At 58.2% G+C, this 26363-nt stretch carries 30 protein-coding genes and 1 tRNA gene; 16 read left to right on the top strand and 15 right to left on the bottom strand.

The genetic code is table 11. From position 1 onward, the window contains the following. Positions 1-643 precede the first annotated feature (643 nt). Together ACR0D9_RS10860 and ACR0D9_RS10855 are read right to left on the bottom strand one after the other, a co-directional pair. Positions 644-719, bottom strand: a tRNA-Ala gene (locus ACR0D9_RS10860). A gap of 143 nt (positions 720-862) precedes the next feature. Further along, entirely contained in the window at positions 863-1189 is a 327-nt protein-coding gene (locus tag ACR0D9_RS10855) for a TIGR02300 family protein (protein WP_267366159.1), read from the bottom strand. Positions 1190-1289: 100 nt separating this feature from the next. On the opposite strand from ACR0D9_RS10855, the gene ACR0D9_RS10850 reads away from it, so the two are divergent. The 3 genes from ACR0D9_RS10850 (at position 1290) to ACR0D9_RS10840 (ending at position 3907) form a co-directional block, all read left to right on the top strand. Next, positions 1290-1985: a M48 family metallopeptidase gene (locus ACR0D9_RS10850; protein WP_480483820.1), complete on the top strand. Its 696-nt coding sequence runs from the start codon at positions 1290-1292 to the stop codon at positions 1983-1985. A gap of 30 nt (positions 1986-2015) precedes the next feature. Beyond that, positions 2016-2663 (top strand): GntR family transcriptional regulator, encoded by a 648-nt coding sequence (locus ACR0D9_RS10845; RefSeq protein WP_480473964.1) that lies wholly within the window; start codon positions 2016-2018, stop codon positions 2661-2663. A 113-nt stretch (positions 2664-2776) separates the two neighbouring features. Beyond that, on the top strand, positions 2777-3907 hold the full coding sequence (locus tag ACR0D9_RS10840; protein ID WP_480538767.1) for a lytic murein transglycosylase: 1131 nt from the start codon (positions 2777-2779) through the stop codon (positions 3905-3907). A gap of 3 nt (positions 3908-3910) precedes the next feature. On the opposite strand, the gene ACR0D9_RS10835 is transcribed toward ACR0D9_RS10840, so the two are convergent. Both ACR0D9_RS10835 and ACR0D9_RS10830 read right to left on the bottom strand, forming a co-directional pair. Beyond that, the gene (locus ACR0D9_RS10835; protein ID WP_480538766.1) at positions 3911-4873 is read right to left on the bottom strand and encodes an acetyl-CoA carboxylase carboxyltransferase subunit alpha; all 963 of its coding nucleotides are present in this window, start codon (positions 4871-4873) and stop codon (positions 3911-3913) included. A gap of 185 nt (positions 4874-5058) precedes the next feature. Then, complete coding sequence (locus tag ACR0D9_RS10830; protein ID WP_267366163.1) at positions 5059-5655, bottom strand: LysE family translocator; 597 nt, start codon at positions 5653-5655, stop codon at positions 5059-5061. Between the two features lie 73 nt (positions 5656-5728). On the opposite strand from ACR0D9_RS10830, the gene ACR0D9_RS10825 reads away from it, so the two are divergent. Both ACR0D9_RS10825 and ACR0D9_RS10820 read left to right on the top strand, forming a co-directional pair. Beyond that, positions 5729-6181 carry an Lrp/AsnC family transcriptional regulator gene (locus ACR0D9_RS10825; protein WP_480507284.1) on the top strand — a complete coding sequence of 151 codons (453 nt, stop codon included), beginning with the start codon at positions 5729-5731 and terminating at the stop codon, positions 6179-6181. Positions 6182-6300: 119 nt separating this feature from the next. Continuing rightward, on the top strand, positions 6301-6879 hold the full coding sequence (locus tag ACR0D9_RS10820) for a PA14 domain-containing protein (protein WP_480487229.1): 579 nt from the start codon (positions 6301-6303) through the stop codon (positions 6877-6879). Between the two features lie 51 nt (positions 6880-6930). Here the strand turns inward: ACR0D9_RS10820 and ACR0D9_RS10815 are convergent, their stop codons facing one another. Next, complete coding sequence (locus tag ACR0D9_RS10815; protein ID WP_480483813.1) at positions 6931-7893, bottom strand: L-malyl-CoA/beta-methylmalyl-CoA lyase; 963 nt, start codon at positions 7891-7893, stop codon at positions 6931-6933. A 295-nt stretch (positions 7894-8188) separates the two neighbouring features. Here ACR0D9_RS10815 and dgcN point away from each other — a divergent pair, with 295 nt between their 5' ends. The 3 genes from dgcN (at position 8189) to ACR0D9_RS10800 (ending at position 11102) form a co-directional block, all read left to right on the top strand. Beyond that, the gene (gene dgcN, locus ACR0D9_RS10810; RefSeq protein ID WP_267365121.1) at positions 8189-9190 is read left to right on the top strand and encodes an N-acetyltransferase DgcN; all 1002 of its coding nucleotides are present in this window, start codon (positions 8189-8191) and stop codon (positions 9188-9190) included. A 75-nt stretch (positions 9191-9265) separates the two neighbouring features. After that, entirely contained in the window at positions 9266-10231 is a 966-nt protein-coding gene (dgcA, locus tag ACR0D9_RS10805; protein WP_480483812.1) for an N-acetyl-D-Glu racemase DgcA, read from the top strand. A 10-nt stretch (positions 10232-10241) separates the two neighbouring features. Continuing rightward, the gene (locus ACR0D9_RS10800) at positions 10242-11102 is read left to right on the top strand and encodes a D-amino-acid transaminase (RefSeq protein WP_480538763.1); all 861 of its coding nucleotides are present in this window, start codon (positions 10242-10244) and stop codon (positions 11100-11102) included. Positions 11103-11145: 43 nt separating this feature from the next. Here the strand turns inward: ACR0D9_RS10800 and ACR0D9_RS10795 are convergent, their stop codons facing one another. From ACR0D9_RS10795 to ACR0D9_RS10785, 3 genes are all read right to left on the bottom strand, one after another. Then, positions 11146-11460: a DUF1244 domain-containing protein gene (locus ACR0D9_RS10795; protein ID WP_267365127.1), complete on the bottom strand. Its 315-nt coding sequence runs from the start codon at positions 11458-11460 to the stop codon at positions 11146-11148. 88 nt (positions 11461-11548) lie between these two features. Further along, positions 11549-11788, bottom strand: a complete 240-nt coding sequence (locus ACR0D9_RS10790; RefSeq protein ID WP_480483809.1) for a DUF6868 family protein — start codon at positions 11786-11788, stop codon at positions 11549-11551. 86 nt (positions 11789-11874) lie between these two features. Next, on the bottom strand, positions 11875-12612 hold the full coding sequence (locus tag ACR0D9_RS10785; RefSeq protein WP_480538761.1) for an N-formylglutamate amidohydrolase: 738 nt from the start codon (positions 12610-12612) through the stop codon (positions 11875-11877). Positions 12613-12755: 143 nt separating this feature from the next. On the opposite strand from ACR0D9_RS10785, the gene pyk reads away from it, so the two are divergent. Continuing rightward, positions 12756-14201 (top strand): pyruvate kinase, encoded by a 1446-nt coding sequence (gene pyk, locus ACR0D9_RS10780; RefSeq protein ID WP_480483807.1) that lies wholly within the window; start codon positions 12756-12758, stop codon positions 14199-14201. Positions 14202-14233: 32 nt separating this feature from the next. On the opposite strand, the gene ACR0D9_RS10775 is transcribed toward pyk, so the two are convergent. Next, positions 14234-14668, bottom strand: coding sequence for an Lrp/AsnC ligand binding domain-containing protein (locus tag ACR0D9_RS10775; protein ID WP_480483856.1), 435 nt, complete (start codon positions 14666-14668; stop codon positions 14234-14236). Between the two features lie 208 nt (positions 14669-14876). On the opposite strand from ACR0D9_RS10775, the gene ACR0D9_RS10770 reads away from it, so the two are divergent. The 6 genes from ACR0D9_RS10770 (at position 14877) to ACR0D9_RS10745 (ending at position 19011) form a co-directional block, all read left to right on the top strand. Further along, complete coding sequence (locus ACR0D9_RS10770) at positions 14877-15314, top strand: universal stress protein (RefSeq protein ID WP_209506060.1); 438 nt, start codon at positions 14877-14879, stop codon at positions 15312-15314. A 13-nt stretch (positions 15315-15327) separates the two neighbouring features. Then, positions 15328-16878, top strand: a complete 1551-nt coding sequence (locus ACR0D9_RS10765; RefSeq protein WP_480483806.1) for an alanine/glycine:cation symporter family protein — start codon at positions 15328-15330, stop codon at positions 16876-16878. Between the two features lie 183 nt (positions 16879-17061). Next, the gene (gene rpmI, locus ACR0D9_RS10760) at positions 17062-17262 is read left to right on the top strand and encodes a 50S ribosomal protein L35 (RefSeq protein WP_010443552.1); all 201 of its coding nucleotides are present in this window, start codon (positions 17062-17064) and stop codon (positions 17260-17262) included. A 15-nt stretch (positions 17263-17277) separates the two neighbouring features. Continuing rightward, positions 17278-17643 (top strand): 50S ribosomal protein L20, encoded by a 366-nt coding sequence (rplT, locus tag ACR0D9_RS10755; RefSeq protein ID WP_039523695.1) that lies wholly within the window; start codon positions 17278-17280, stop codon positions 17641-17643. A 224-nt stretch (positions 17644-17867) separates the two neighbouring features. Then, a complete protein-coding gene (locus ACR0D9_RS10750) occupies positions 17868-18416 on the top strand; it encodes a YeeE/YedE thiosulfate transporter family protein (protein ID WP_480538759.1) in 549 nt (182 codons plus the stop codon). Positions 18417-18420: 4 nt separating this feature from the next. Further along, a complete protein-coding gene (locus tag ACR0D9_RS10745; RefSeq protein WP_480538757.1) occupies positions 18421-19011 on the top strand; it encodes a YeeE/YedE thiosulfate transporter family protein in 591 nt (196 codons plus the stop codon). A 92-nt stretch (positions 19012-19103) separates the two neighbouring features. On the opposite strand, the gene ACR0D9_RS10740 is transcribed toward ACR0D9_RS10745, so the two are convergent. Further along, entirely contained in the window at positions 19104-20495 is a 1392-nt protein-coding gene (locus tag ACR0D9_RS10740) for an aminotransferase family protein (protein ID WP_480487218.1), read from the bottom strand. 221 nt (positions 20496-20716) lie between these two features. Between ACR0D9_RS10740 and ACR0D9_RS10735 the strand changes: the two genes are divergently transcribed. Beyond that, the gene (locus ACR0D9_RS10735; protein ID WP_480507306.1) at positions 20717-22345 is read left to right on the top strand and encodes an acyl-CoA synthetase; all 1629 of its coding nucleotides are present in this window, start codon (positions 20717-20719) and stop codon (positions 22343-22345) included. Here ACR0D9_RS10735 and ACR0D9_RS10730 read toward each other — a convergent pair. The 5 genes from ACR0D9_RS10730 to ACR0D9_RS10710 all read right to left on the bottom strand — a co-directional run bounded on the left by ACR0D9_RS10730 (position 22342) and on the right by ACR0D9_RS10710 (position 26312). Continuing rightward, entirely contained in the window at positions 22342-22677 is a 336-nt protein-coding gene (locus ACR0D9_RS10730; RefSeq protein ID WP_480473946.1) for a DOPA 4,5-dioxygenase family protein, read from the bottom strand. The genes ACR0D9_RS10735 and ACR0D9_RS10730 overlap by 4 nt on opposite strands. Positions 22678-22763: 86 nt before the next feature. Continuing rightward, a complete protein-coding gene (gene maiA / locus ACR0D9_RS10725; protein ID WP_480538755.1) occupies positions 22764-23402 on the bottom strand; it encodes a maleylacetoacetate isomerase in 639 nt (212 codons plus the stop codon). 11 nt (positions 23403-23413) lie between these two features. Next, positions 23414-23611 (bottom strand): DUF2783 domain-containing protein, encoded by a 198-nt coding sequence (locus ACR0D9_RS10720; RefSeq protein ID WP_209506076.1) that lies wholly within the window; start codon positions 23609-23611, stop codon positions 23414-23416. Positions 23612-23616: 5 nt separating this feature from the next. Then, the gene (locus ACR0D9_RS10715) at positions 23617-25227 is read right to left on the bottom strand and encodes an FAD-dependent oxidoreductase (RefSeq protein WP_480538753.1); all 1611 of its coding nucleotides are present in this window, start codon (positions 25225-25227) and stop codon (positions 23617-23619) included. Positions 25228-25361: 134 nt separating this feature from the next. Next, on the bottom strand, positions 25362-26312 hold the full coding sequence (locus ACR0D9_RS10710; RefSeq protein WP_480483800.1) for an MBL fold metallo-hydrolase: 951 nt from the start codon (positions 26310-26312) through the stop codon (positions 25362-25364). Positions 26313-26363 lie beyond the last annotated feature (51 nt).

Raw genomic sequence — 26363 nt, 5'->3', positions numbered from 1 at the left:
AACACGAGAAGGACCGTCTTAATACCCCCCTAACTGCAGTGATTTGGGCGACGCTGTGGTTGAGTGTTGACATGTGTCAAAGCGTAGTTTGCCAAGTTGTTGGCAAGGTGCTTCGCAAATGGGTCAGAGCATAAGCATAAAAGCAACCCGGGGAACGGTGGCGTTTTTGGCTATACTCATAGCTATGGCCGCATGCACGGACAGGCATCACCACGGTGACTGGCACGGCCATGGTGCAGAGGGTTGCTATGGACCTCACCATGACGCTATCGGCGAAGCTCGTTGTGGGGCGTTTGAGTAAGCTACTTAGCAAAGGCGCACTCGCAAACAACCAGTTTAGCCAGTTTATGTTTGGTGATCACGAGGCCGCTGTTGATAGTGAACAGCCTCATCTGACTGGTCCAGTTTGATTGTTAGTGCATCGTCGGCCTCTGATCCGTTGGAAGGATGTTTTCCGGGGCTGGTGGGCGACAGATCAATGCACTGCCCGACGTTTGGTGCTTGGTCTTGTGTCGGGCAAGGGCCAACGGAAGTAGTAGATGCCGTGTCGGGACAGAGAGAGATATGCATACAGCTTCATTTTGTGTCACACCTGTGTGTCACACCGCTCTAATGCTTGCTATCTGGTTGTATTGTTAGGTTTTGGTGGAGCCTAGGGGAGTCGAACCCCTGACCTCTTGCATGCCATGCAAGCGCTCTCCCAACTGAGCTAAGGCCCCATCATTGTACCATCGGTACGGTGGACGGACGTTTAGGAGACAGCGGCAGCGAGTGCAAGTCCAAAGTTTGAATCGGGCGCGAATTTTCACCCGAGCTGCCCCTCAGGTGAAAAAGGCGACCCTGGGGATCGCCTTTTACTTGGTCAGTTGTCGTCGTCTGATGACATGTCGGTGATGTCGTCCAGAGAAACATCATCATTGTCGTCATCATCATCGTCCAGCAGATCGTCATCCAAATCCACGTCGACGTTGTCATCATCGTCCAGAACCAGATCGTCATCCGCCGTGTTTTCACGTGCTTTGACCGAAGCTGCGTCTTCTGCATCCGCCGAGATCATACGGCTTTTGGATGTTTCAAGCTCCACGATCTCGCCAGTGTAGGGGCTGATGATCGGGTCCTTGTTCAGGTCGTAAAACCGCTTACCGGTTGTCGGGCAAACACGCTTTACGCCCCATTCTTCCTTGGGCATGTCAAATCCCCTTGATATCAGGTGAGTCGTCTAAATGATTCAGCTCACCTGCCACAGGCAGAGGGCACTGTCAAAGTCTTTGCGCAAGAGAGGTCGCGATATGGGAGAGCACGCATTGCCAGGGACACCGCCGGTGCCACTGAGATTGCGCAAATCGGCTCGGGCGCGGCGTATCAGCCTGCGAATCTCCCAGCTGGATGGGCGCGTCACGTTGACTTACCCGAATGGCGTGCCGGAATCTGAGGCCTTGAGTTTTGCGCGCACCAAAGAAGGGTGGATCCGGCAGCATCTTCAGGGTCGGCCCGATATGACCACCGTGCAGTTTGGGCAAGTGATCCCGATCGAAGGGAAAGCGCGCCGAATCGTTCCTGCAACCGGGCGGCGGGTTCTGCTGAATGCAGATGAGGTTGCCGTGCCCACAGGAGCCGAGGCCCGCAGGTTGGGCCGGTTCCTGAAGGAACTGGCGCGGGACCGGTTGACCGGAGCCTGTGATGATTATGCAGCCATGCTGGGGCGTTCGTACACGACACTCAGCCTGCGTGACACGCGGTCGCGTTGGGGGTCGTGCAGCTCGCATGGCGGATTGATGTTTTCGTGGCGCCTTATTCTGGCGCCTCCTGATGTGTTGCACTATGTTGCGGCGCATGAGGTGGCACATCTTGCCGAGATGAACCACTCACCTGCCTTCTGGGCGCAGGTCGAAAAGATATTTGGCCCGTATAAGCCGCCCCGCCGCTGGTTGCGCGACAACGGGGCCGAGTTGCATCGCTACAGATTTGATACCGAGCCGAGTTGACGTGGCGCCTTTTTGTGATCACATGAGCATATGTTGACCGCGCGCCCTTCCGAAACCCAGACCGCAACACATGACCGGGTGTACCGGGCACTGCGATCCCGGATCATGCATGGTGAGATGGCACCGGGGCAGGCCCTGACCCTGCGGGGCATCGGCAAGGAGTTCGGCGTCTCAATGACCCCGGCGCGAGAGGCGGTGCGCCGCCTGGCCGCAGAAGGGGCATTGTTCCTGTCTACATCGGGCCGGGTATCGACCCCGGAGCTGACGAATGACCGGATTGAGGAACTGGCTGCCTTGCGCGCCTTGCTTGAGGTCGAACTGGCAAGCCGGGCCTTGCCCAGGGCACACATGGCCCTGATCGATAGGTTGCAGAGCATCAACATGACAGTTGCCGAGATGGTGACCAAACGGGATGCGGTTGGCTATATCCGTTCGAACCTGGAATTTCACAGAACCCTGTATCTGCGCGCTCAGGCTCCTGCGATGCTGGCCATTGCCGAAACTGTCTGGCTGCAGCTTGGGCCGACGATGCGGGCTCTTTACGGACGCCTCAGACGCGCAGAGCCGCCACATTACCACAAGCTGATCATCGCCGCGCTTAAGGCCGGGGACGAGCCGGGATTGCGGCTGGCAGTGCGCTCGGATGTGACACAAGGGCTGCGTTTGCTGGTCAGCTGAGCGGCTTCCTGCCGACATCGTCAAAGCGCCCTTCCAAGGTGTCACTGTTCTGGCCTGTGCAACCCGGCTGGGTTACTCTTGCGGCAAATCACAAACAAGAGCAGACCCAAACCATGATCACTCGCCGGACCTTTTCCATTTGCCTCGGATCAACGCTTTTGGCCGCCTGCACGGGCGGTGCCGCTCCGTCCGGCACGCCTGCAACCCGGATGCGGGCTGTTCCCAATGCCGGGTGGGATGCCTGGGTTGCCGGTTTCAAGGGCAGGGCAGTGTCGCAGGGGATTTCCCGGACAACCGTTGACCGCGCCTTTCAGGGGGCCGGGTATTTGCCCGACGTAATCGAACGCGATCGAAATCAGGTCGAATTCAAGCGCAGCCTCGAAGATTACCTAGCCATCGCGGCGTCGGACGAGCGGATCAGCACCGGCCAGCAGATGCTGCGGCAACATAACGGCACTCTGTCGCGGATCGAGGCGCAATATGGCGTTGATAAGGAAATCGTCGTGGCCGTCTGGGGGCTGGAAAGCCGCTATGGCGCGCGCCGCGGTGATGTGCCCGTTGTATCGGCGCTGTCTACGCTGGCTTATGATGGCCGGCGCGGGCAGTTCTTTGAAAGCCAGCTGATCGCGGCGATGAAGATCCTCCAGAACGGCGATACCACGCCTGCCAACATGACCGGCAGTTGGGCCGGGGCGATGGGGCACACGCAGTTCATTCCGACCTCGTATCTTGCCTATGCCGTGGATTTCACCGGCGACGGGCGGCGCGACATCTGGTCAGATGATCCGACAGATGCGCTGGCCTCGACGGCAGCTTATCTGGCGCGTGCAGGTTGGGTGTGGGGCCAACTGTGGGGCGGAGAGGCGGGGCGTGTATCCGGTGCTCCGGTAGCCGTGTTGCAGCCGCAAATACCGGGCCCCCGCATCGCCGTGTTCCGCAATTTCCAGGTAATCAAACGCTACAACAACTCGGACAGCTACGCGATTGGTGTCGGTCATCTGGCGGACAGGATCGCGGGCGGCGCGCCGTTTCAGGCCTCGTTTGGGCCGGACGCAAGTGGGCTGACGCTGGACGACCGCAAGGAATTGCAGCGCCGCCTGACATCTGCGGGGTATGACACGCAAGGCGCAGATGGCGTGATCGGAAACAACACCACCACAGCCATCAGCGCTTATCAAAGCGCCAACGGTCTGCCCGTGACAGGTGAGCCTTCGGTTGCTTTGCTGCGCAGGTTGGGTGGCTGACGGTTACGCCGCCAGCCCTTTCGACCCGATATCAAGGAATTTCTGACGGCGGTCTTTTATCAGGGCCGCCCCATCCTTGCCGTCCATTTCCGCCAACATGGCGGTGATGGCCGCGCGCACCGACTCAACCGTAGACGGGCGATCGCGATGTGCGCCACCCTTGGGTTCCGGGATGATCCGGTCACATACGCCCAGCTTGTGTAAATCCTGAGCGGTTAAACGCAGCGCCTCGGCCGCTTCACGCATCTTTTCGGCATCTTTCCACAGGATCGATGCGCAGCCTTCTGGCGAGATCACCGAATAGACCGAATGCTCCAGCATCGCCACACGGTTAGCGGTCGCAAACGCCACAGCGCCGCCCGAGCCGCCTTCGCCGATGATGACCGAAACCAGCGGCACGCCGATTTTCAGGCACATCTCGGTCGACCGGGCAATCGCCTCGGATTGACCGCGCTCCTCGGCTCCTTTGCCAGGATAGGCACCAGCGGTGTCGATCAGGGTAATGACGGGCAGGCCAAAACGCCCCGCCATCTCCATCAGGCGCACGGCCTTGCGATACCCCTCGGGGCGGGCCATCCCGAAATTGCGTTCGATCCGCGACTTGGTATCGCTGCCCTTTTCGTGGCCGATCACCATTACCGGCTGATCGTTAAAGCGCGCAAGACCACCGATAACGGCCAAATCATCGGCAAAATTGCGATCCCCGGCCAGCGGTGTGAACTCGGTGAACAATGCGTCCACGTAATCCTTGCAATGCGGGCGTTCCGGGTGACGCGCCACCTGGCACTTCCGCCAGGGTGTCAGGTCGCGATAGAGTTCATCCAGCAGCTTGGAGGCTTTGGCATCCAGCGCGGCGGCTTCTTCGGCCACATCCATTTCTTCGTTGGCACGGGCCAGCGCGCGCAGCTCTTCAGCTTTGCCTTCGATCTCGGCCAGCGGTTTTTCGAAATCCAGATACTGGGTCATGACGCCTCATCTGCGTGAAATTTCCTAGCTATATGCCGCTGGCTGGCCTCAGATGCAACTAGATGACACGGAAGCGGCATCTTTCATGTCAAAAGCCGTTGATCAGATTAAGAGATTCGCTTGCTTGTCAGCACATTCCCGACATGCCCAACAAAACAATCGCTGAAATCGACCTTTGAGGAAACTCACCCCGGCCAAAGCACGGGATAGAGCGAAACCACAAGCAGCACAGCCATTGTCCAGTTGAATACGACCAATCGGCGCGGGTTCGTCAGCATCCGGGCCATCTGCTGTCCCAGAACGGTCCATGTGCTGACGGACGGTAAATTGACGGCTCCGAAGACAAACGCAACGATGGCAATCGCATACATCGTCCGATCTGGCGTATAGGCCGTGGTGGCGGTCAGGGCCATGGCCCAGGCTTTTGGGTTTACCCATTGAAACGCTGCGGCTTGCAGAAATGTCATGGGCACGCCGGTGGCTTCGGCGCTGTTTGCCGGCGCGGCATGCGCGATCTTCCAGGCCAGATAGAGCAGATAGATCACCGACAGGACTTTCAACACCGTATAGCTGACGGGATACCGGTCAAAGACCTGCACCAGACCGGCCCCGACAAGCAGCACCATGAAGGTAAAGCCAAGCCCAATGCCCAACATATGCGGGATCGAGCGTCGGAAGCCGAAATTCGCCCCCGAAGCCATCAGCATCAGGTTGTTCGGCCCCGGTGTGATCGAGGTTACGAAGGCAAAGGCGATCAGGGCCATCAGGATGTCATAAGTCATGGAGCGAAGTATTGTCCGCTCTGCGGCAAATGAAATTGCTTTTTTGTGCGTGTTTCCTGTAGCTGTGCAATCAATGATGAAAAATGACAGAATAAACCGCCATATATTGCAGGAACTGACCCGTGACGGACGGATCAGCAATCTCGACCTGGCCGAGCGTGTGGGCCTTTCCCCTTCGGCCTGCCTGCGCCGCGTGCAAGAACTTGAGCGGGCCGGGGTGATCACGGGGTATCGCGCGGTGCTGGACCCGGCGGCGATGGGTATCGGCTTTGTCGCTTATATTGGTGTAGGGCTGGGCGAGCATACGAAGGCCGCGCAGGAGGGGTTTGAACGCGCGCTCCAGCAAGCCCCGGAAGTTGTTGAGTGCCACAACATCACGGGAACAATCGAATACTTGCTGCGGGTCGAATGTGCAGACCTGCCGTCTTACAAGACCTTCCATACCGAGGTGCTGGGGACGCTGCCGCATGTCACCTCGATCACATCCTATGTGGTTATGGGTTCGCCCAAGAATTTACGGGCGTGACGTCTTGAATTGTGAAGGCACACTCACTTGCAGGGCGAAAACTCACGGCCTAATGTCGTGGAAATGACGTTGCCAGTGGATATGCACAGCCATAACGGCACGCAAACAGGGAGATTACGATGAAACGCGTTCGAACAGTGGCGGCCGCAGTTGCCTTGTCAGTGGTTGCCGGGGCCGCCTTGTCTGCCCCGCTGAAACTGCAACCTGCCAACCCGCAGCCTTCTCCGAAGGCGGGGCTGAATGTGAAATACATTGGCACGGGCAATCAACACAAGAAGATCCGCGATCTGAGTCAGGCAAAAAGCATGCTGTCCAAAGCACAGCCTGGGCAACCGTTGCAGGGATTGGATTACAGGGACACCAATCAGGGTGACAATGTCATGACATTTGACGGAGCTTACAATGTTGCCGCCGAGATTACGGGATATATGCGGTTCGACTCGCCTGGGGTTTACGAGTTGGAAACCTGGTCGAATGACGGGATAGAAGCATTCGTCGGAGGCCAGAATATCGGCTATGTCACGGGTATTCAGGGCTGCGAGGCCAACCAGCGGACCGAAGTCGAAGTGCCCAAGGCCGGGTGGTACCCGCTCAAGATTATCTATTTCCAGAAGCTTGGAACATCCTGCCTGATGATGAAGTCGGGTAAAAAAGGCGAAAGGTTCACCTGGACGCCGAATGCTGTCTTTGGGCGGTGACGCCAGAAAACACCTGAAAAAGGCGCCAGGGCAGGCGCCTTTTTTTGTTTCTCAGCCGTTGGCCGCGATCAGTTCGGCCTGTGCCACGATCACTTCGGCCTGCTTGATCGACGCGATGTCGACCAGACGTCCTTTGTAAACTGTCGCACCTTCGCCATTGGCTTTGGCCTGTTCCATCGCGGCGAGAATTTCTCGGGCCTCTGACACGGCTTCTTCTGATGGGGTGAACACCTGATTGGCCAGCGCGATCTGCTTGGGGTGGATCGCCCATTTACCGACCATGCCCAGCGTGGCCGAGCGTTTGGCCTGCGCAATGTACCCCTCGTCATCGCTGAAATCACCGAAGGGCCCGTCGACTGGCAGCACGCCATGGGTGCGGCACGCGGCAACGATGGCGGCCTGTGCCCAATGCCATGGGTCGGACCAGTGTTTCGCACCCTCGTGCAGCATGTAATAATTTTCCTGCGTGCCGCCGATGCCGGTTGTCTGCATCCCCATCGAGGCAGCAAAATCCGCAGCTCCCAGGCTCATAGCCTGCAAACGGGGCGAGGAGGCCGCGATTTCTTCGGCATGGGCGATGCCAGCTGCGGATTCGATGATAACCTCGAAGCTGATCGGTTTGGCACGACCTTTGGCGCGTTCAATGGCAGTGACCAGTGCGTCTACCGCATAGACATCCGCCGCGCAGCCGACTTTGGGGATCATGATCTGATCCAGACGGTCGCCCGCCTGTTCCAGTACATCGACAACGTCGCGATACCAGTACGGGGTGTCCAATCCGTTGATGCGAACGGACATGTATTTGTTGCCCCAATCCACGGTGTTCAGTGCTTCGATGACATTGGCGCGGGCCGCATCCTTGTCCGAAGGTGCAACCGAGTCTTCAAGATCGAGGTTGATCACATCTGCGGCGGATGCTGCCATCTTCGGGAACAGTTTGGTGTTCGACCCCGGGCCAAACAGCTGACAGCGATTGGGGCGCGCCGGTGCGGCAGGTTGGATGCGAAAGCTCATCTGGACCTCGTCTGAGTAATGAAATTACGATTTTTCTGCTCAATGAGGTATTAAATTGCGTGGTACGGCGCAAGAGCGATTGTGCATCTGCGGCAATGCGGTTGCAGAAAGCGGCTTCAAAACTGCCCGGCTGGGGCGATTAAAGTTTAATCATTTTGAAAACTTCGAAGATTTTTGCACACATTGCGAATATTGCACAAGAAACTCGCGCATAGGTCGTGGTTGACGGGCCAAAACGCGAAGCGCTCGTTTTGCCGCTTCTCTAGCCTGCCCCGGAATCAAAGGAGTGACCGCAATGATCGAGACACCGTACCTGCTGTTCCTGGGCGATGCGCCCGACCAATTGGCGGCCAAAGTGGCTGTTGGGATCAAGGACTGGCGTCCGGAAAACGCCGTGGGCCAGTATCGAATGGATGGCTGCAAGGCCGATCTGGGCCTGACTGACATGACCCTGACCGAAGCGAAAGAAGCCGGAGCCAAGACGCTGGTGATCGGCGTGGCAAACCGCGGCGGTGTGATCAGCCAGGACTGGAAAAAGGTTCTGGTTATGGCGCTTGAGGAAGGGTTCGACCTAGCCTCGGGGTTGCATAACCTGCTGCGGGATGAGCCCGACCTGGTAGCGGTTGCCGAAGCAACCGGGCGAAAACTGCATGATGTACGGGTGCCCGAGATCGATTATCCGATCGCAAACGGGATCAAGCGCAAGGGCAAGCGGTGTCTGGCCGTCGGAACAGACTGTTCGGTTGGCAAGATGTACACCGCGCTGGCGATGGACGCCGAGATGCGTGAGCGCGGGATGAAATCGACCTTCCGCGCGACCGGCCAGACCGGCATCCTGATCACCGGTGACGGTGTGCCGCTGGACGCAGTCATTGCCGATTTCATGGCTGGTTCGGTCGAATGGCTGACACCGGACAATGACGAGGATCACTGGGATCTGATCGAAGGGCAGGGATCATTGTTCCACGTATCCTATTCCGGCGTGACCATGGCACTGATCCATGGCGGCCAGCCGGACGCCCTGATCCTGAGCCATGAACCGACCCGTGCGCATATGCGCGGCTTGCCAACCTATCAACTGCCGACATTGGAGGCCCTGCGCGACACCGCGCTGGCACTGGCCAAAGTGGCAAACCCGGATTGTCAGGTTGTTGGCGTTTCGGTCAACACGCAGCACATGTCCGAGGCTGACGCGACCGCCTACCTGGCCAAGATCGAAGCGGATATGGGCCTGCCTGCGACCGACCCGTTCCGCTTTGGTTCGGGCAAGCTGGTGGACGCGCTGGCCGCAATGTGATCTGAACAATGCGCCGGAGGCGGGGCTGTTTCGCCTCCGGCGTGAGTATTTGGGAAAAGATGAAGGAACGGGTGCGTGCAGATTGAGGTTTCTCGCGATGTGTTCCGGCTGGCGCAGGTCTTCACCATCTCGCGCGGGTCGCGGACCGAAGCAAAGGTGCTGACGGTTCGGGTGTCGGACGGAACTCATCAGGGCTGGGGCGAATGCGTTCCTTATGCGCGTTATGACGAAACGCTGGAGTCCGTAGAGGCCGAGATTGCCGGTCTGCCCGCGGATGTCAACCGCCGGTCGCTGATGGGTCTGCTGCCAGCAGGTGCCGCGCGAAACGCCGTGGATTGCGCCTTGTGGGATCTGGAGTGCAAACGAACCGGCAAACGCGCCTGGGACCTGGCAGGTCTGCCCAAGCCCGGCCCCGAGATCACCGCCTATACATTGTCGCTGGACACCCCCGAGGCAATGCAGGCGCAGGCCGCCGGGAACGCGCATCGCCCGCTTCTGAAGATCAAGCTGGGCACGCCCGATGATATGCCCCGACTTGAGGCAGTGCGAGCAGGGGCGCCGAACTCCAAGATCATTGTGGATGCAAACGAAGGCTGGTCGGCCGAGGTTTACGCCGACCTCGCCCCGCATCTGGTGCGGCTGGGCGTGGCGTTGGTGGAACAGCCCTTGCCCGCAGGAGATGACGACGCATTGATCGGGATGAAGCGCCCGGTGCCAGTCTGTGCTGACGAGTCCTGCCATGACCGCGCCAGCCTGCCCAAGTTGAAGGGCAAATATGATGTCATCAACATCAAGCTCGACAAGACCGGGGGCCTGACCGAGGCGCTGGAGTTGCGCAAAGCGGCGATTGCCGAAGGCTATGACATTATGGTGGGATGCATGGTCGGCAGCTCGCTAGCCATGGCACCTGCGACATTGCTGGCACAGGGTGCGATGGTAACGGACCTTGACGGCCCGCTTCTGTTGGCCGAAGACCGCGACACCCCGCTGGATTTTGACGACGCCGGAGTGCACCCGCCTGCGGCCGCACTTTGGGGTTGAGGAGACGAACATGACCCGCACCGTTTACGTAAATGGCGAATATCTGCCGGAGACCGAGGCCAAGGTTTCCATTTTTGACCGTGGCTTCCTGTTTGCGGACGCGGTCTACGAAGTCACCAGTGTGCTGGACGGCAAGCTGATCGACTTCGAAGGTCACTCAGTCCGTCTGAAGCGCTCGCTGAACGAGCTGGAGATGGCCGAGCCCTGCACCAAGGATGAACTGCTGGAGATCCACCGCAAGCTGATCGAGCTGAACGGCATCGAGGAAGGTCTGGTCTATTTGCAGGTCTCGCGCGGCAGCGATGGCGACCGGGATTTCGTGTTTCCGCCGGCAGATACCAAGCCCAGCCTCGTTCTGTTCACGCAGAACAAGCCCGGGCTGGCTGACAGCCCGGCGGCAAGGAAAGGTGCCAAGATCATCTCGATCGAAGACATCCGCTGGGGCCGCCGCGACATCAAAACGGTGCAATTGCTCTACCCGTCTATGGGTAAGATGATGGCCAAGAAGGCAGGTTGCGACGACGCATGGCTGGTCGAGGATGGCTTTGTGACCGAGGGCACCAGCAACAACGCCTATTTCGTCAAAAACGGCAAGATTGTCACCCGCCCGCTGTCCAACGACATCCTGCACGGCATCACCCGAAAGGCCGTGCTGCGCATGGCGGCTGAGGCGCAGATGGAAATCGAAGAGCGTCTGTTCACCATCGACGAAGCCAAAGAGGCGGACGAAGCATTCACCACCTCGGCCAGTGCCTTTGTGATGCCGGTGGTTGAAATCGACGGAGTTGCGCTGGGTGACGGTACGCCGGGGCCGATTGCAAAACGCTTGCGCGAGATTTATCTGGACGAAAGCCGCAAGGCGGCGATCTAAAGAAAAAGGCCCGCCAATCTGGCGGGCCTTTTTCGTATTGGGCCTAGCCCTTTTTCGTTACATTCTCTTCAAACGCGACCTTGAAAGCGGCCTGTTTTTCAGCGCTGGCCTCGGTTTGATAATTGGCTTTCCATTCATCCATGGTCATGCCGTAGAAAAGTTCTCGGGCCTCGTCCTTGCCCATCTCGATCCCCTTTTCATTGGCCGCTTCCTGATACCACCGTGACAGGCAGTTTCGGCAGAACCCGGCCAGATTCATCATGTCGATGTTCTGCACATCGGTGCGGTCTTCCATCAGGTGCTTTTGCAGCCGACGAAAGGCGGCAGCCTGAAGTTCGATTTCGGTTTGCTTGTCCATCATGTGGCTCCGGAAGGCAGTGTGTGTTGCGTTTGACCTAACAATCCTGCCGTGTCGTTACAACAACGGCGCTCGTGGTCAGCGCTACCTACATCAGTTTCAAGGCTAGCCAGGGCACGATGCAAAAGATCAGTGTCAGGATCTTGTAGTTGGCAAGGTATCTGAAATAGGCACGTTTCACGTCGGCGCGATCCATCTGAAACATCCTGCCGTGAATGCCAGCGATCCAGTCCTGCAAAAGCAGAATCATGACGGTGGTGAACAGCAAAACCGCGATATTAAGCGCGGCCACCCAACCGAAAAACGTTGTCAGAAACTCATGTGTCATGACGATCCCCTTTCCCGCAATATATGGGGATCAGAGGCATTGCTCACAATGGCGTGAGGGGTGGAACGTCCCTGCAAACCTTGCGGTCAAAGGTCGCTGGCGTCCAACGCTTCTTGCAGGATTATCGCCAACCGCTCGGCCCAATGCCGTTGTCCGGCATGATCGGCGATCAGATCATTGCGTAGCTCGATCAATGCATTGGGACGGCCAAAAGCGGTGCAGTGCTTGTCAATCGCATCACCCGGCAAAACGCCGGTATAGGGTTCATTGACACCAACGCACAGGTCATCTTCCTGTTGCAGCCGTTCGATCAAAGGACGCGAGAACCGCTCGTCCGGGGTGTGCAATACGCCAATGTGCCATGGTCGGGGGTCACGTCCACGCAACTGGCGCGTGAAGGAGTGCATCGACACAATTACCGCATGTGGCAGTGCCGCCAACTCGGCCAACGCTGTGTGGTAGGGGCGATAGCACATGTTCAGGCGGCGTTCGCGTTCGGCGGCATCGGCATTGCGGTTGCCGGGAATGATCGACCCGTCATACAGTTTCATCAACAGCGTGGGGTCATCTTCCCCTCGGTTCGGGTCGATTACGAGGCGCGAGAAATTGGCGGCAATCACCGGCGCGTTCAGAATCTCGCCCAGATGTTTTGATACCTCATACGCGCCGACATCATAGGCGATATGGCGCTCCATATCCTCGCGCGGCAGGCCAAGGTCTCCGTCATTGACCTCGGGGGGAACGATGTTGGTTGCGTGGTCGCATGTGATCAGCCATCGGGACGGGCGATCCGCGCCGTGAACGAAAAACGGGGTGTAAGTCATAAGCCTGTCATCTAGTTTGTCGCAGGTGTAGGGCAGTTGCTTTAAAAAGGGAATTGCGCAATAAGCGCCACAGCAGTGTTTGCGGTAACATTTTGCAAAAGCTGATCTGCGCAATCTGAACCGGCATGAGGAGGTCAAGACCAATGCGACGCCTGAGAAATGTAAAAATCGTGGCGACGCTGGGACCGGCGTCCAGTGACTATGACACCATTCGCGCCCTGCACGAGGCCGGGGCGGATGTGTTCCGTCTGAACATGAGCCACGGCAGCCATGATGAGATTCGCGAACGCCACAGGATCATTCGGCAGGTTGAAAAGGATCTGGACAGCCCGATTGCCATTCTGGCTGATCTTCAGGGCCCCAAGCTGCGGGTTGGTGTTTTTGCAAATGATGCTGAGGAACTGGAAGAGGGCGCGGCGTTCCGTCTGGACCTTGATCCAGCCCCCGGCGACACCACCCGCGTGTGCCTGCCGCACCCCGAGATTTTCGCGGCCCTTGAACCGGGCGCGCGCCTTCTGGTCAATGACGGCAAGATCCGTCTGATCGTTGAGGATTGTGGTCAGGACTTTGCCAATTGCACAGTTGAGGTCGGCGGTACGATCTCGAACCGCAAAGGTGTGAACGTCCCGGATGTGGTGCTGCCGCTGGCGGCCTTGTCGGAAAAGGACCGTGGTGATCTGGAGTTTGTCTGCCAGTTGGGCGTTGACTGGCTGGCGCTGAGTTTCGTGCAACGCGCCAAGGATGTGTTCGAGGCCCGCGCGCTGGCTGATGGACGCGCCGCGATCCTGTCGAAGATCGAAAAGCCGGCGGCGGTCGAGGCGTTCGACGACATCCTCGATGCCTCGGACGGTATCATGGTGGCGCGGGGCGATCTGGGAGTGGAGCTGCCGGTATCAGCGGTGCCGCCCATTCAGAAGAGGCTGGTCCGCAAGTGCCGTAGTGCCGCCAAGCCGGTCATTGTCGCCACCCAGATGCTGGAAAGCATGATCGAAAGCCCGATGCCCACCCGCGCCGAGGTGTCGGATGTGGCCACCGCGATCTATGAGGGCACTGACGCCATTATGCTCAGCGCGGAATCGGCGGCAGGTGCTTATCCGGTTGAGGCCGTGCAGACCATGAATAAGGTAGCCATCGAGGTCGAGGCCGACCCGACCTATTCCCAGATCATCGCCGCGTCCCGGACGGCAAAAGGAAGCACTGTGGCCGATGCCATCGTCGCGGCCGCCCGAGAGATTGCGGAAAAGACCGATATCAAAGCCATCTGTTGCTTTACGCAAAGCGGAACGACCGCCTCATTGACAGCCCGCGAACGTCCCGGTGTTCCGATCATCGCGATGACATCGTTGATGGGGACCGCGCGCAGGCTTTGCCTGAGCTGGGGATGCAATTGCGTCATGACGCCCGAACTCCAGCGGTTCAAAAGCGCCGTTGTCAACGCAGCCCGCGCGGCGCGGGCAGGGGGGTTTGCAACCGAAACCGATCAGATCGTGGTTACGGCCGGTGTCCCCTTCAACGTACCGGGCACGACTAACATTCTGCGCGTGGCCCCGTGTGATGAACGGCTGATCTACAGCACGGATCCGGAATAACGGAAGGCCGACACTCGGGCCCGAGTGTCGTGTCAGCCAACCGGCTCTTTTACAATCTCCATAACTGTAAAAGAGCTGGTCTGGTGTATCCCCGGCAGCTTGTTGATCTTCTCGCCCAGCACCAGCCGGAAATGCGCAATATCGCGCGTTCGAACGGTCAGAAGATAATCAAACGAGCCCGCCACCATCAGGCAGCTTTCGATTTCCTGAACACTCCGAACGGCTTCATTGAATTTCACAAGGGATTGTTCCGCAGTTGCGACCAGGGATACCTGCACCACGGTCAGCAGTGCCAGCCCCATTCTTTCCTTGTCGACAACGGCTCTGTACCCTTTGATATAGCCATTCTTCTCAAGTCGTTTTACACGCTCGGAACAGGGTGTATTGGTCAGGTTCACGCGCGCCGCCAACTCAACTATCGAGAGCCGTCCATTGGCCTCCAGCTCGTGCAGGATGCGTTGATCGATATTGTCTAAATCTCTGCTAATCAGTAAAATTCCCTGTATTTTTGGCGTAATACGATAAATTACACTGAAATTGGCCCAAAAAAATCTCCAATTCCTAGTGAAATTTCCTAATACTTACCAAAGGGCGGTCTTGTTGAAAAGTTCCAAGTTCCGGCCGCCCTGCCGGGGGCGTGGGCCCCGGCCTTAACAACAAAAACGGAGGAACGAAATGACAACAAAGATTGTCATAGGACTCGACGGGACTGAAACCGGCGAGCGTGCGATTGCCTTTGCCAAGGATTTGGCAAAGCTGATCGGAACGTGCGATTTGCTGGTCGCTTATGTGATCGAATGGTCACCTTACACATTCCAGACACCTGAAGAAAACGCCCAGCGCCACAAGCGCCGCGAAGAAGAGGTTGATCTGGCAATGTCGCGTGTCGTGACACCTGCTGTTGAGGCCCTCAGGGCTGCGGGATTCGAAGCGCAGGGCATTGTGCGCCATGGCGATGTTGCGGAAACGCTGAACGCCATCACGGTCGAAAACGGAGGCTCGCAAATCGTCGTGGGTCGGGCATCTGCGGACGGGATCAAGAAACGCCTGTTCGGCAGTTCGACGCAATATCTGGTAATGCATGCCGACGTTCCGGTTACGGTCGTGAACTGAGGGGAGGGCTAAAATGAGAACGCTAAAAACACTTGGCGCCGTAACGGCCGCCACCATTGCCGCCAGCCCTGCCCTTGCACAAGAGGCGCCGGGACTGGATGAAAAAATCAATCAGGCCTTTGCAAACCTGACCGGACCGTTTGTCAGCTTCATCTTTGCACCGCTGCCCGGAACCAGCTTTCCGTGGATCGTCATGTGGCTGGTGATTGCTGCATCGGTTTTCACACTGTATTTCGCGCTTGTGCAGTTGCGGTTCTTTGGTCACGCGATCAGCCTTGTCAAAGGTGACTATTCCGATCCCAACGACGCGGGCGAGGTCAGCCACTTTCAGGCATTGGCCACGGCGCTGTCCGGCACTGTGGGCTTGGGGAATATCGCAGGTGTGGCCGTTGCCATTGGCATCGGTGGGCCGGGTGCAACCTTCTGGATGATCCTTGCGGGCCTTCTGGGTATGGCATCAAAGTTCACCGAATGTACGCTGGGCGTGAAATACCGCAACGAATACGAAGATGGCACCGTTTCAGGTGGCCCGATGTACTACATGTCCAAGGGCTTTGACGAGCTGGGCCTGCCGGGCGGTAAGATCCTGGCGGTGCTGTTCTCGATCTTCTGTATTCTGGGCGCATTGGGCGGCGGGAACATGTTCCAGGCCAACCAGGCACATCAGCAGATCGCGGGTATCGTTGGCGACTATCCGGGCTGGATTACTGGCATTGTTTTTGCTGCGGTCGTGTTCATGGTCATTGTTGGCGGTCTGAAATCCATCGCTCGGGTGACTGAAAAAGTCGTGCCGTTCATGGGTGTGCTGTATGTCGCAACCGCACTGGTCATCATCGCGATGAATGCGGACATGATCGGCTGGGCCTTTGGTCAGATCTTTGCCGGTGCCTTCACGGGGCTGGGCGTTGCAGGGGGCATGGTCGGCGCGCTGATCCAGGGCTTCAAGCGCGCGGCATTCTCGAACGAGGCGGGCGTGGGCTCTGCAGCTATCGCTCACTCGGCGGTTCGGACCAAGGAACCGATCACCGAGGGTTTTGTATCGCTGCTTGAACCGTTCATCGATACCGTCGTGATCTGTACCATGACGGCGCTGGTGATCATCATTACGCAACAGCTGATCATCGATCCCGAAACCGGAAACTACATGCTGAACGAGGCGGGTTCCGCCATCGCAACGGTGGATGGCAATTCCGGCGTCAGCCTGACCTCTGCCGCCTTTGCCAGCGCGTTCAGCTGGTTCCCGTACATCCTTGCGATCGCGGTGATCCTGTTTGCCTTCTCGACCATGATCAGCTGGTCCTACTATGGCCTCAAGGCCTGGACCTACCTGTTCGGAGAAGGACACACAAAAGAGCTGATCTTCAAGGTCATCTTCTGCGTCTTCGTGGTGATCGGCGCTGCGGCCAACCTCGGCCCGGTTATCGACTTCTCGGATGCGGCGATCTTTGCGATGGCGGTTGTGAACGTCTTTGCCCTCTACTTCCTGATGAAAGTGGTGCGGCAGGAACTGGCGTCCTACTCCGCAAGGCTGAAAAGCGGTGAAATCCGCAAATTCGAACACTAAATCCAATCACCGGGGCGGCCTGTGTCGCCCCGGTGCCTGACCAGCCTGCAAAAAGCGTAGATTCTGGTCCAAACCCCCTTGCCAGTATGACCGAACTTGCGTAAACGGCGCTTCTGATCGCGTGACCGGCCGAGATGGCATGCCGAGTCGCGTCTGAAACCGAACCCGAAAAAGGAGACGGAAATGCCTAAGATGAAGACCAAATCAAGCGCCAAGAAGCGCTTCAAGGTGACTGCGACCGGTAAGGTCCTTGCTGGCCAGGCCGGCAAACGGCACGGCATGATCAAGCGGACCAAGAAATTCATCCGCGATGCCCGTGGCAACACCACCCTGTCCGCCCCCGACGCAAAGATCGTCAAGGGCTACATGCCCTACGACCGCTAAGAGGAGATGTAAGAGATGTCCCGCGTTAAAGGTGGAACCGTAACTCACGCCCGTCACAAGAAGATCATCAAGGCCGCAAAAGGCTATTATGGTCGTCGCAAGAGCAACTTCAAAGTCGCAACTCAGGCCGTCGACAAGGCCAACCAGTACGCGACCCGCGACCGCAAGAACCGCAAGCGCAACTTCCGCGCGCTGTGGATCCAGCGGATCAACGCTGCTGTGCGCAGCCATGACGAGGCTCTGACATATTCCCGCTTCATCAACGGTCTGAACCTGGCCGGTATCGAAGTGGACCGCAAAGTTCTGGCCGACCTGGCCGTGCACGAACCGGAAGCGTTCGGCGCGATCGTCGCCAAAGCTCAGGCTGCTCTGGCTGCCTGAACCTCTGAAAAGAGACAGTGAAAGAAAGGCCGTCCCCTTGGGGCGGTCTTTTTTGTTGCAACATGCGGCGCATTCCAGGCGCTTCTTGGATCAGGACATCCACCCCTTCTGCATTGGGATGACGCCAACCAGTTTCAGGCATGACCGGTTTGATCTAGATCATGTAACAATCCCCGGATCACATTATATATGATTTTATGAATATAAGTGAGAAGGGTGAAATCATGACACTAAACTGGAAAGTTGGAGGTGTTCTGCTAGGGCTCGTGTTCTTCGGGGCAGTTCTTCTGGTGAAGCCGATCGGTGTTTCGACCCAATTCGTCATCCTTGACGGAATTATCGCGGACACCGTCAATTCAGAATTCGTGACGCAGACGGATGACGGTTACAGTTCAACCAACGCATACATGGCGAAATCCAATGGTAAATACGCCAAATACGTATCCAATCCGTTGAATTACAGCTTTGTTTTCGTTTTGGCTATGGCCGCGGGGGCGTTCTTGTCGGTCAAGGCGCGCGGTGGTCTGGAACGCGGTGAGGGCAAGCTGCCCATGATCTGGCGCGAAAACTATGGCGATACGCCCTTGGCCCGAAACCTGGTCGCGCTATTGGGCGGCTTTGTCGTCCTCTATGGCGCCAGGTTGGCGGGTGGGTGCACATCCGGTCACATGATGTCCGGTATGATGCAGACAGCCCTGTCAGGTTACATCTTTGCAGCCGGGGCATTTGCGGCGGCAATTCCCACGGCAATGCTGATCTACCGGAAAGGATAAGGCGATGGAAATCATTCTTGCGATCATCATTGGTGCCGCTTTCGGAGCCGTACTTGACCGGATTGGCGCGGCGAATCCAAATTGGATTGTGCGCATGTTGACACTGCGTCGACTCCACCTGATGAAAACGATCCTCCTGGCAATCGGAACCGGTTCGATCCTCATGTTCGGCGGGCAGATGCTGGGGTTTGTGGATGTCGGCCATATGTCGGTGAAATCGGCCTATGTTGGTGTCTTCATTGGCGGATTGTTACTGGGTGCGGGCTGGGCTGCATCGGGCTACTGTCCGGGAACAGGGGTCTGCGCCGCTGCGTCCGGTCGCCGTGACGCCTTGTTCTTCATCGTCGGTGGTTTGTTGGGTGCTGCGGCCTACATGGCGACATATCCGGCCTGGAAGGCCACGGGTCTGCTCGATGGAATTGCTGGCGGCAAAGTCACCCTGGGTACAGTTCCGGGATCCGCTTACGAGGGTGTTTTGTTAATGTCCGGCGATATTCTCGGTATCGCACTGGGTGCCGTCTTTGTTCTGGTTGCTTTCGTTCTTCCGGACAGCCTGATCGCAACCGGCGAAAAGGTTGGTGTTGCGGCCGAATAATCACGGCTGAACGTACACATTCACGACCAGCATCCCGACAAAAAAAACCGGCGCAACACGCGCCGGTTTCTTTTTAGCCAATATCGGTGATCTTACCCGAACACACGCCCCAGCGCGCCGTCAACCGCGTCGGTGATCTGGTCAATGTCATCGGCTGTAGCTATCAGCGCAGGCGAGAAGCACAGCGTGTTGTTGCGACCGGGGATCGAGCGGTTGGTCACGCCGATGATCACACCCTGCGCCATACAGTCGGCCACAACCGCCTGCGCCAGTTTCTCGTCCACCGGCTCTTTGGTGCCACGATCCACAACCAGTTCGGCCCCCAGGAACAGGCCTTTGCCGCGCACATCGCCGATGACCTTGTGCTTGTCCATCAGCGCCAGAAGGTTGTTCGTCATACGCGCGCCCATGTCCGTGCAGTTCTGCAACAGGTTTTCATCCTGAATGATGCGCATGTTCTCGATGGCCGCTGCCGGACCGGCGGTGCACCCACCAAAGGTCGAGATATCGCGGAAATAGTTCATCGGGTCCGCGGCATCGTCTTTGAACAAGTCAAAGACTTCCTCGGTGGTGACCATGCAGGCAATCGCGGCATAGCCTGACGCTACGCCCTTGGCCATGGTCACGAAATCGGGTTTGATACCGTATTGCTGGTAGCCGAACCACGTGCCGGTGCGGCCCACGCCACAGACAACCTCGTCGATATGCAGCAGCACATCGTATTTCTTGCAGATCTCCTGCACGCGTTGCCAGTATCCTTCAGGCGCTTCGATTACACCACCACCCGCTGTTACAGGCTCAAGGCACAGCGCACCTACGGTATCGGGGCCTTCGCGCAGGATGACGGCTTCAATCTGATCTGCGGCCCATTCGCCGAAATTCTCTTCGGGTGCGCCGTCCAGCTCGTGCTTGCGATATTCCATGCAATGCGGCACGCGCACGAAATCAGGTGCGAAGGGACCGTACTGCGCTGTGCGCTCGTCCTGACCGCCTGCCGACATGGTCGCCAGCGTCGAGCCGTGATAGTCCCGATCACGGTAAAGGATCTTGGTTTTTTTGCCGCCGTATTTTTTGTGCGCGATCTGGCGCACCATCTTGAACGCCTTCTCGTTCGCCTCGGATCCCGAGTTGGTGTAATAGACGCGGCTCATGCCCGGCATCTTGTCGATCAGTTGCTCGGCAAACAGCGCACCCGGGATCGAACCGGCCGAATTGGCGAAATAGCACAGCTTCATCAGCTGGTCGTAAACCGCCTTGCAGATCGATTCGCGGCCATAGCCGACGTTGACGGTCCAGACGCCGCCGGAAACCGCATCCAGGTGCTCTTTGCCTTTCTGGTCCCAGACACGCATGCCCTTGCCCTCGACAATGATGCGTGGGTCATTGGTTTCAAAGGGTTTATGCTGGATCAGATGGTGCCAGATATGGGCGCGGTCGGCCTCGACCACGCGGGAAAGATCGTTTTCGTTGAACGTGCCGTCCATGACATGTCCTTTCAGTGAGGAAGCGGTGCACGGGATATGGAAATGCCTCATCCCGGCATGTGTTTAAGATGCTTCAGATCACCGCGAAAGCCCGGATGTAGATAGGGCCAGATCGTATCATCCCGTATCGCCAGTCAGTTTTGCCGCCGTATTTCTACGGGTTTGTCAGAACGCGAACTTTGTGCTCAATTCGCCCAAACTGCGTTTCGGGAGGACAGCGGATGGCAGCGACACATATCTACGAGCGTCATTTGGACAAATGCCGGGCAAATTACACACCCCTGTCGCCCCTTACGTTCATTGAACGGACGGCGCAGGTCTACCCGGATTATCCATCCGTGGTTTATGGGGATCGCCGGTATTCCTGGGCTGAAACCTATGCCCGTTGCCGGCGTCTGGCGAGTGCGTTGACAGCGCGTGGGATTGGACGGGGCGATACCGTTTCGATAATCGCGGCCAACATCCCGGAAATGTACGAGGCGCATTTTGGCGTGCCCATGACGGGCGCTGTTCTGAACGCAATCAACACGCGGCTGGATGCGCCGATTGTCGCATTCATCCTGAACCATGCCGAAGCCAAGGCGCTGCTGGTCGACCCCGAGTTTTCGGATGTGGTGAAAGATGCGCTGCAACAGGTCGATCATGACATTCTGGTCATCGATATCGAAGACCCCACCTTCGACGGCGGTGAAAAGCTGGGCCGCCTGACCTATGATGCCCTGCTGGCCGAAGGCGACCCCGCGTTTGACTGGTCACTGCCAGCGGACGAATGGGACGCGATCACATTGAATTATACCTCGGGCACCACGGGCAACCCCAAGGGCGTGGTTTACCACCATCGCGGCGCGACCCTGAACGCACAGTCGGATTTGCTGGACTGGGATATGCCCAAGCATTCGGTCTATCTTTGGACCCTGCCGATGTTCCACTGCAATGGCTGGTGCTTCCCGTGGGCCATGGCAGCCAATGCAGGTGTTTCCGTTTGCTTGCGCGCGGTGCGGGCCGAACCGATCTATGCTGCTTTCCGGGACGAGAAAGTGACCCATTTCTGCGGTGCGCCGATCGTTCTGAACATGCTGGCCCACGCTCCGGATAAGTTGAAGGACTTTGACCACCAGATCAAGGTGATGACGGCAGGTGCCCCGCCGCCTGCGGCCGTGATCGAAGCGATGGAGGCGATGGGTGTCGAGGTCACGCATGTCTATGGCCTGACCGAAACCTATGGGCCTTCGGTTGTCTGCGCATGGAAAGACGAATGGAACAGCAAAGGGCCTGAAGACCGCGCGGCCCTCAAGGTGCGGCAAGGGGTGCGCTATACAGCGTTGTCCGGACTGATGGTGGCCGACCCGGAAACGCTGGAACCGGTTCCGGCTGATGGCGAAACCATGGGTGAGATATTCATGCAGGGCAACGTGGTGATGAAAGGATACCTCAAGAATCCCGACGCTACCGACAAGGCCTTTCACGGTGGCTGGTTCGCGTCCGGTGATCTGGGTGTCATGCACCCCGATGGCTATATCGCGCTCAAGGACCGTTCAAAGGACATCATCATCTCGGGCGGCGAAAATATCTCATCTGTCGAGGTCGAAGGCATCCTCTACAAGCATCCGGCGGTGATGGAGGCCGCCGTGGTGGCCCGTCCCGATGAGAAATGGGGCGAAACGCCCTGCGCCTTTGTCGAGTTGAAACCCGGCGCAGCCGCAACCGAGGCAGAGCTTATCGCCTTCTGTCGCGACCACATGGCCCACTTCAAGGCACCCAAAACGGTGGTGTTCGGCACCCTGCCCAAGACATCAACCGGCAAGGTGCAGAAATTTGTTCTGCGGGATCAGGCACGGGCGCTGGGTTAAAGATTGTCGAATATCGACAGGTCCAACGCCAGCATCTCACCCATCCAGATCGCGCGGTCGCGGTGATCCTCCAGATGTTCACCGGTTTCCGGGTGCGTGAAGACCGTCAGACCCTGCCGGTTCAGCATCAGCCATGGGATGACCTGATCGAACGCCCCAGCGGCAAAGCCCAGCTGGCAGCTCCAGCGCGGATGGGGGCCGACGTTTCGGGCGTGCATCCGGCCCATTTGAACAGGGAACAGGCGGGTCGCCTCTTCACAGACCTGCTGCGCGGTGTCCTGCGTGTCGGCATCGAAATAGATATGGGCGTGATAGCCGGTGATCTCGGGCATAGAAACCTCATCTGCTTTGTTGGCTCAAAGCTAAGGCTCAAAACGATAAAAACCTAGCTGCACATGCAAACAGGGTCTGTGCAGGTTTAGTGCGGCGCATGTGCGTCGGGATGCGCCGCGACAAAGGCGGGGTGATCGGCGCAGGCCTCTTCAACCCGCAGCAGGCGGGGCATATCCGACAGATCAACCTGCCACCGGCGTGCGTTATAGATCTGCGGGATCAGGCAGAGGTCGGCGAGACCGGGCTTTGACCCAACACAATAGGGGGTCTGTTCGAAATCCCCCAACATGGTTTCGAACGCCTGCAACCCGGGTTGGATGAAATGCCGCATCCAGTCGCCGGGCATGTCGGGGGCGTTGTGGCTTAGGGTCGTGGCATAGCGCGCAACCGACAGGTTGCAGACTGGGTGGATGTCGACGGCGATCGCATAAGCCAGCGCCTGAACACGCGCACGTTCCGCCGGATCATCAGGCAGAAGGTTCAACTGCCGGGTCCGGTCCAGATAGTCGAGGATGGCCAGCGATTGCGTCAACCGCAGCTCGTCAATATCCAGAACCGGCACAAAGCCCTGCGGGTTTCGGGCGATATGTTCATCGCCCTTTTGTGCGCCGCCCACCAGATCGACAACAACCGGGCGATACGCGATCCCGGCCAGATTCAGGGCGATCCGCACCCGGTAACTGGCCGAGGATCGCCAATAGTCATAAAGGACGACGTCGCTCACGTCCGGGCCTGTCAACTGTCAGTCAAAGCGGCAGCGCGAAGGGCGTCCGTCAGCACCGTACTGTCACCGATGTGGTTGGCCAACACCAGTACCAGCCGCGCATTCAGCGCGTCGCTGTCTGCTTTTTCCAGGCCTTCATGCGCGGCCAGAAGTTCGGCATAGAAGTCATCGGCGTTTTTGATGTTCGGGGTTAGGATCAGGTCTGACATGGGGCTTACTCCTTACCGCAGGCTCTGCGGATCGCGTGCCGGAAGGTGTTTTCTTCGTAACTGTCACGCCGGGCGGCCACATGCTGGTCCGGGCGGATCAGGTAGACTGCGCTGGTCGCGTCGCCCAGATAGCGGCGTTTGAGGGCCAGCGTCATATCATCCTTGACCGACAGCGCCAGTCGCGTGACCTCGATCCCATCTTCTTCCAGGGTATCTGGGGCGTCTGCATCGATAGTCAAAAGCGTGAACTTGCCTGCAAGCTTGGGCAGCAGAAACTCGTCACCAAGCGGAGCGTCTGGACAGGCCGAACCCGGGCGCGTTCCGGCGGGGCCGTTCAGCGCGTCCGCAGAATTCAGCGAAGATCCATCATAGGTGCAGGGCTGGCTCAGGCGGCCAGAATTCACCAGCGGGCGCGCGAAGTCATAATGCTCGCTCAGGTCCAGTACCGCATCGCGCAGGATCCGCGACATCTCGGATTTCGGGGTGATGAAATCGGTCGACCGGCTGGAATTCAGGATGTTCTCGTCCGCCCCGTACACGCGTTCGGCGTTGTAGCTGTCCAGCAGAGTTTCAGGTGCTTTCCCGTCCAGAACCAGCTTCAGTTTCCAACACAGGTTGTCGGTGTCCTGAAGGCCGGAATTGGCCCCGCGCGCGCCAAAGGGGCTGACCTGATGCGCGCTGTCGCCCGCAAACAGGACACGGCCCTTGCGGAAGCTTTCCATGCGACGGCACTGGAACGTATAGATCGAGACCCATTCCAGCTCAAATTCGACATCATCCCCAAGCATCGCCTTGAGGCGGGGGATCACGTTCTCGGGGCGCTTTTCGCGTTCCTTGTCGATGTCCCAACCCAGTTGCAGGTCGATGCGCCACACATTGTCGGGCTGTTTGTGCAACAACGCGGATTGCCCGCGATTGAACGGCGGATCGAACCAGAACCAGCGTTCAGACGGAAAATCCGCATCCATGATCACGTCTGCAATCAGGAAGTTGTCTTCAAATATCCGTCCTTCGAAATCAATGCCCAACATCCGCCGGGCGGGCGATGTCGCGCCATCACAGGCAATCAGCCAATCGGCTTCGATTGTGTAAGGTCCTTCAGGCGTCTCGACCTCCAGCCGCACGTGATCGTCATGCGTGCCAATCGCCTCGACCTTGTTGCGCCCGCGTATCTCAATCGGTGCGCCTTCTGCCTGCAACTCGCGGACCCGTTCAACGAAATAGTTCTCAAAATGGTATTGCTGAAGGTTGATGAAGGCAGGGTTGGCATAACCTTCATCCGGTTGCAGGTTGAAGTCATAGACCTGCCGATCATCGAAGAAGACCTTGCCCCGATCCCACAGGACGCCCTTGTCGACCAGTCGGCGCCCGCATCCCAGCCGGTCGGCAATTTCCAGCGTGCGTTGCGAGAAACAGATGGCGCGGCTGCCGAAACTGACCTTGTCATTCTCGTCCAGAACCACGACGTCAACCCCTTTCTGCGCCAGATCAATCGCGGCGGCCAGACCAACCGGGCCCGCGCCGATCACGATAACCTTGCGCCGAACTGGCGTCGGGCTGTCCTGATCCGGACTGCGTTCATAGCCGTAAAGCGGAGTTTCAAAGATCTTGTTCATGGGCTTCCCCCCAAGCAGATGCGCCAAAGTGCTGCATGTCCTGTGCCCCGGCAACATGTGCCGAAGCCTTTGGCATATGGTTTCATTGAATCCCGCCGCCTAAAACGATCTGGATCAAACTGGGTCGTTTTTCCTTACCCCTGCAGGGCCTCCCACATCTCAAGATCGCGCTGTGCGGTCCAGATGCGGGGTGTGTCGATGCCACGGGCTTCGTCGTAGGCGCGGGCGACGTTGAACGGCAGGCAGTGTTCGTAGATCGCGTAACTGGCGAATTTCGGGTCACATTCGGCGCGGACTGCATCCCATGCCTCTTTCAGGCTGCCACCGCGCGCCGCAACCCTGGCCGCCGGGCGGTAGGTGCTTTCGACGAAATCGCGAGTGTTTTCGATGGCGGCATTGACCATGTCCTTGCCAACCAGCGCATCGCCGCGACCCGGTGCGATGGCGTCGACATCGAACCACTTGATCTCGTCCAGCGTGTCTCCCCAGTCGTTGAAATGCCCGTCACCGCAATAGCAGGCCGAGTGATATTCGACGATGTCGCCGGTGAACATCACGTTCTGGTCTGGCACGTGGATGACGATATCACCGGCGGTATGGGCGCGCCCCAGATGCATCAGGTCGATCCGGCGATTGCCCAGATAAACGGTCATCGTGTCGCTGAAGGTGGTGGTGGGCAAGGTCAGGCCGGGGATGCTTTCATGCCCTTCGAACAGGCGCGGGAAGCGCTGGAATTCGCTGTCCCAGTCTTCCTGACCGCGTTCCACCACCATGGCACGGGCCATGTCGGACATCAGAATCTGTTGCGCGCCAAAAGCGCTGGCACCCAAGACCCGCACAGCGTGGTAATGGGTCAGCGCCACATGGGTGATCGGCTTGTCGGTCACAGACCGCACGCATTCGATCACCTTGTTGGCCAGGCGCGGGGTCGCCTGCGCCTCGACGATCATCACGCTGTCATCGCCAATGATCACACCCGAGTTCGGGTCGCCCTCGGCGGTAAAGGCATAAAGCCCTTCGCCCACTTCAGTGAACGAGATTTTCTTTTCCGACATGTCCCCCTGGGACGCGAATGCTTTGGCCATCTTGGTTTTGTCCTTTTGCGGTTGCGCGGAAGGCAGGGGTTGGATGCCTCC

It is taken from the genome of Ruegeria sp. AK11, from assembly GCF_056541095.1.
The sequence above is the reverse complement of the archived record's forward strand: the minus strand, read 5'-3'. Positions and strand labels throughout refer to the sequence as shown.

Excerpts from the sequence above, each read along its gene's own strand:
- ACR0D9_RS10855 (WP_267366159.1), bottom strand. The coding sequence starts at position 1,189 with ATGCCCAAGGAAGAATGGGGCGTAAAGCGTGTTTGCCCGACAACCGGT.
- ACR0D9_RS10850 (WP_480483820.1), top strand. The coding sequence starts at position 1,290 with ATGGGAGAGCACGCATTGCCAGGGACACCGCCGGTGCCACTGAGATTG.
- ACR0D9_RS10845 (WP_480473964.1), top strand. The coding sequence starts at position 2,016 with ATGTTGACCGCGCGCCCTTCCGAAACCCAGACCGCAACACATGACCGG.
- ACR0D9_RS10840 (WP_480538767.1), top strand. The coding sequence starts at position 2,777 with ATGATCACTCGCCGGACCTTTTCCATTTGCCTCGGATCAACGCTTTTG.
- ACR0D9_RS10835 (WP_480538766.1), bottom strand. The coding sequence starts at position 4,873 with ATGACCCAGTATCTGGATTTCGAAAAACCGCTGGCCGAGATCGAAGGC.
- ACR0D9_RS10830 (WP_267366163.1), bottom strand. The coding sequence starts at position 5,655 with ATGACTTATGACATCCTGATGGCCCTGATCGCCTTTGCCTTCGTAACC.
- ACR0D9_RS10825 (WP_480507284.1), top strand. The coding sequence starts at position 5,729 with ATGATGAAAAATGACAGAATAAACCGCCATATATTGCAGGAACTGACC.
- ACR0D9_RS10820 (WP_480487229.1), top strand. The coding sequence starts at position 6,301 with ATGAAACGCGTTCGAACAGTGGCGGCCGCAGTTGCCTTGTCAGTGGTT.
- ACR0D9_RS10815 (WP_480483813.1), bottom strand. The coding sequence starts at position 7,893 with ATGAGCTTTCGCATCCAACCTGCCGCACCGGCGCGCCCCAATCGCTGT.
- dgcN (WP_267365121.1), top strand. The coding sequence starts at position 8,189 with ATGATCGAGACACCGTACCTGCTGTTCCTGGGCGATGCGCCCGACCAA.
- ACR0D9_RS10800 (WP_480538763.1), top strand. The coding sequence starts at position 10,242 with ATGACCCGCACCGTTTACGTAAATGGCGAATATCTGCCGGAGACCGAG.
- ACR0D9_RS10795 (WP_267365127.1), bottom strand. The coding sequence starts at position 11,460 with ATGGACAAGCAAACCGAAATCGAACTTCAGGCTGCCGCCTTTCGTCGG.
- ACR0D9_RS10790 (WP_480483809.1), bottom strand. The coding sequence starts at position 11,788 with ATGACACATGAGTTTCTGACAACGTTTTTCGGTTGGGTGGCCGCGCTT.
- ACR0D9_RS10785 (WP_480538761.1), bottom strand. The coding sequence starts at position 12,612 with ATGACTTACACCCCGTTTTTCGTTCACGGCGCGGATCGCCCGTCCCGA.
- pyk (WP_480483807.1), top strand. The coding sequence starts at position 12,756 with ATGCGACGCCTGAGAAATGTAAAAATCGTGGCGACGCTGGGACCGGCG.
- ACR0D9_RS10770 (WP_209506060.1), top strand. The coding sequence starts at position 14,877 with ATGACAACAAAGATTGTCATAGGACTCGACGGGACTGAAACCGGCGAG.
- ACR0D9_RS10765 (WP_480483806.1), top strand. The coding sequence starts at position 15,328 with ATGAGAACGCTAAAAACACTTGGCGCCGTAACGGCCGCCACCATTGCC.
- rpmI (WP_010443552.1), top strand. The coding sequence starts at position 17,062 with ATGCCTAAGATGAAGACCAAATCAAGCGCCAAGAAGCGCTTCAAGGTG.
- rplT (WP_039523695.1), top strand. The coding sequence starts at position 17,278 with ATGTCCCGCGTTAAAGGTGGAACCGTAACTCACGCCCGTCACAAGAAG.
- ACR0D9_RS10750 (WP_480538759.1), top strand. The coding sequence starts at position 17,868 with ATGACACTAAACTGGAAAGTTGGAGGTGTTCTGCTAGGGCTCGTGTTC.
- ACR0D9_RS10745 (WP_480538757.1), top strand. The coding sequence starts at position 18,421 with ATGGAAATCATTCTTGCGATCATCATTGGTGCCGCTTTCGGAGCCGTA.
- ACR0D9_RS10740 (WP_480487218.1), bottom strand. The coding sequence starts at position 20,495 with ATGGACGGCACGTTCAACGAAAACGATCTTTCCCGCGTGGTCGAGGCC.
- ACR0D9_RS10735 (WP_480507306.1), top strand. The coding sequence starts at position 20,717 with ATGGCAGCGACACATATCTACGAGCGTCATTTGGACAAATGCCGGGCA.
- ACR0D9_RS10730 (WP_480473946.1), bottom strand. The coding sequence starts at position 22,677 with ATGCCCGAGATCACCGGCTATCACGCCCATATCTATTTCGATGCCGAC.
- ACR0D9_RS10720 (WP_209506076.1), bottom strand. The coding sequence starts at position 23,611 with ATGTCAGACCTGATCCTAACCCCGAACATCAAAAACGCCGATGACTTC.
- ACR0D9_RS10715 (WP_480538753.1), bottom strand. The coding sequence starts at position 25,227 with ATGAACAAGATCTTTGAAACTCCGCTTTACGGCTATGAACGCAGTCCG.
- ACR0D9_RS10710 (WP_480483800.1), bottom strand. The coding sequence starts at position 26,312 with ATGGCCAAAGCATTCGCGTCCCAGGGGGACATGTCGGAAAAGAAAATC.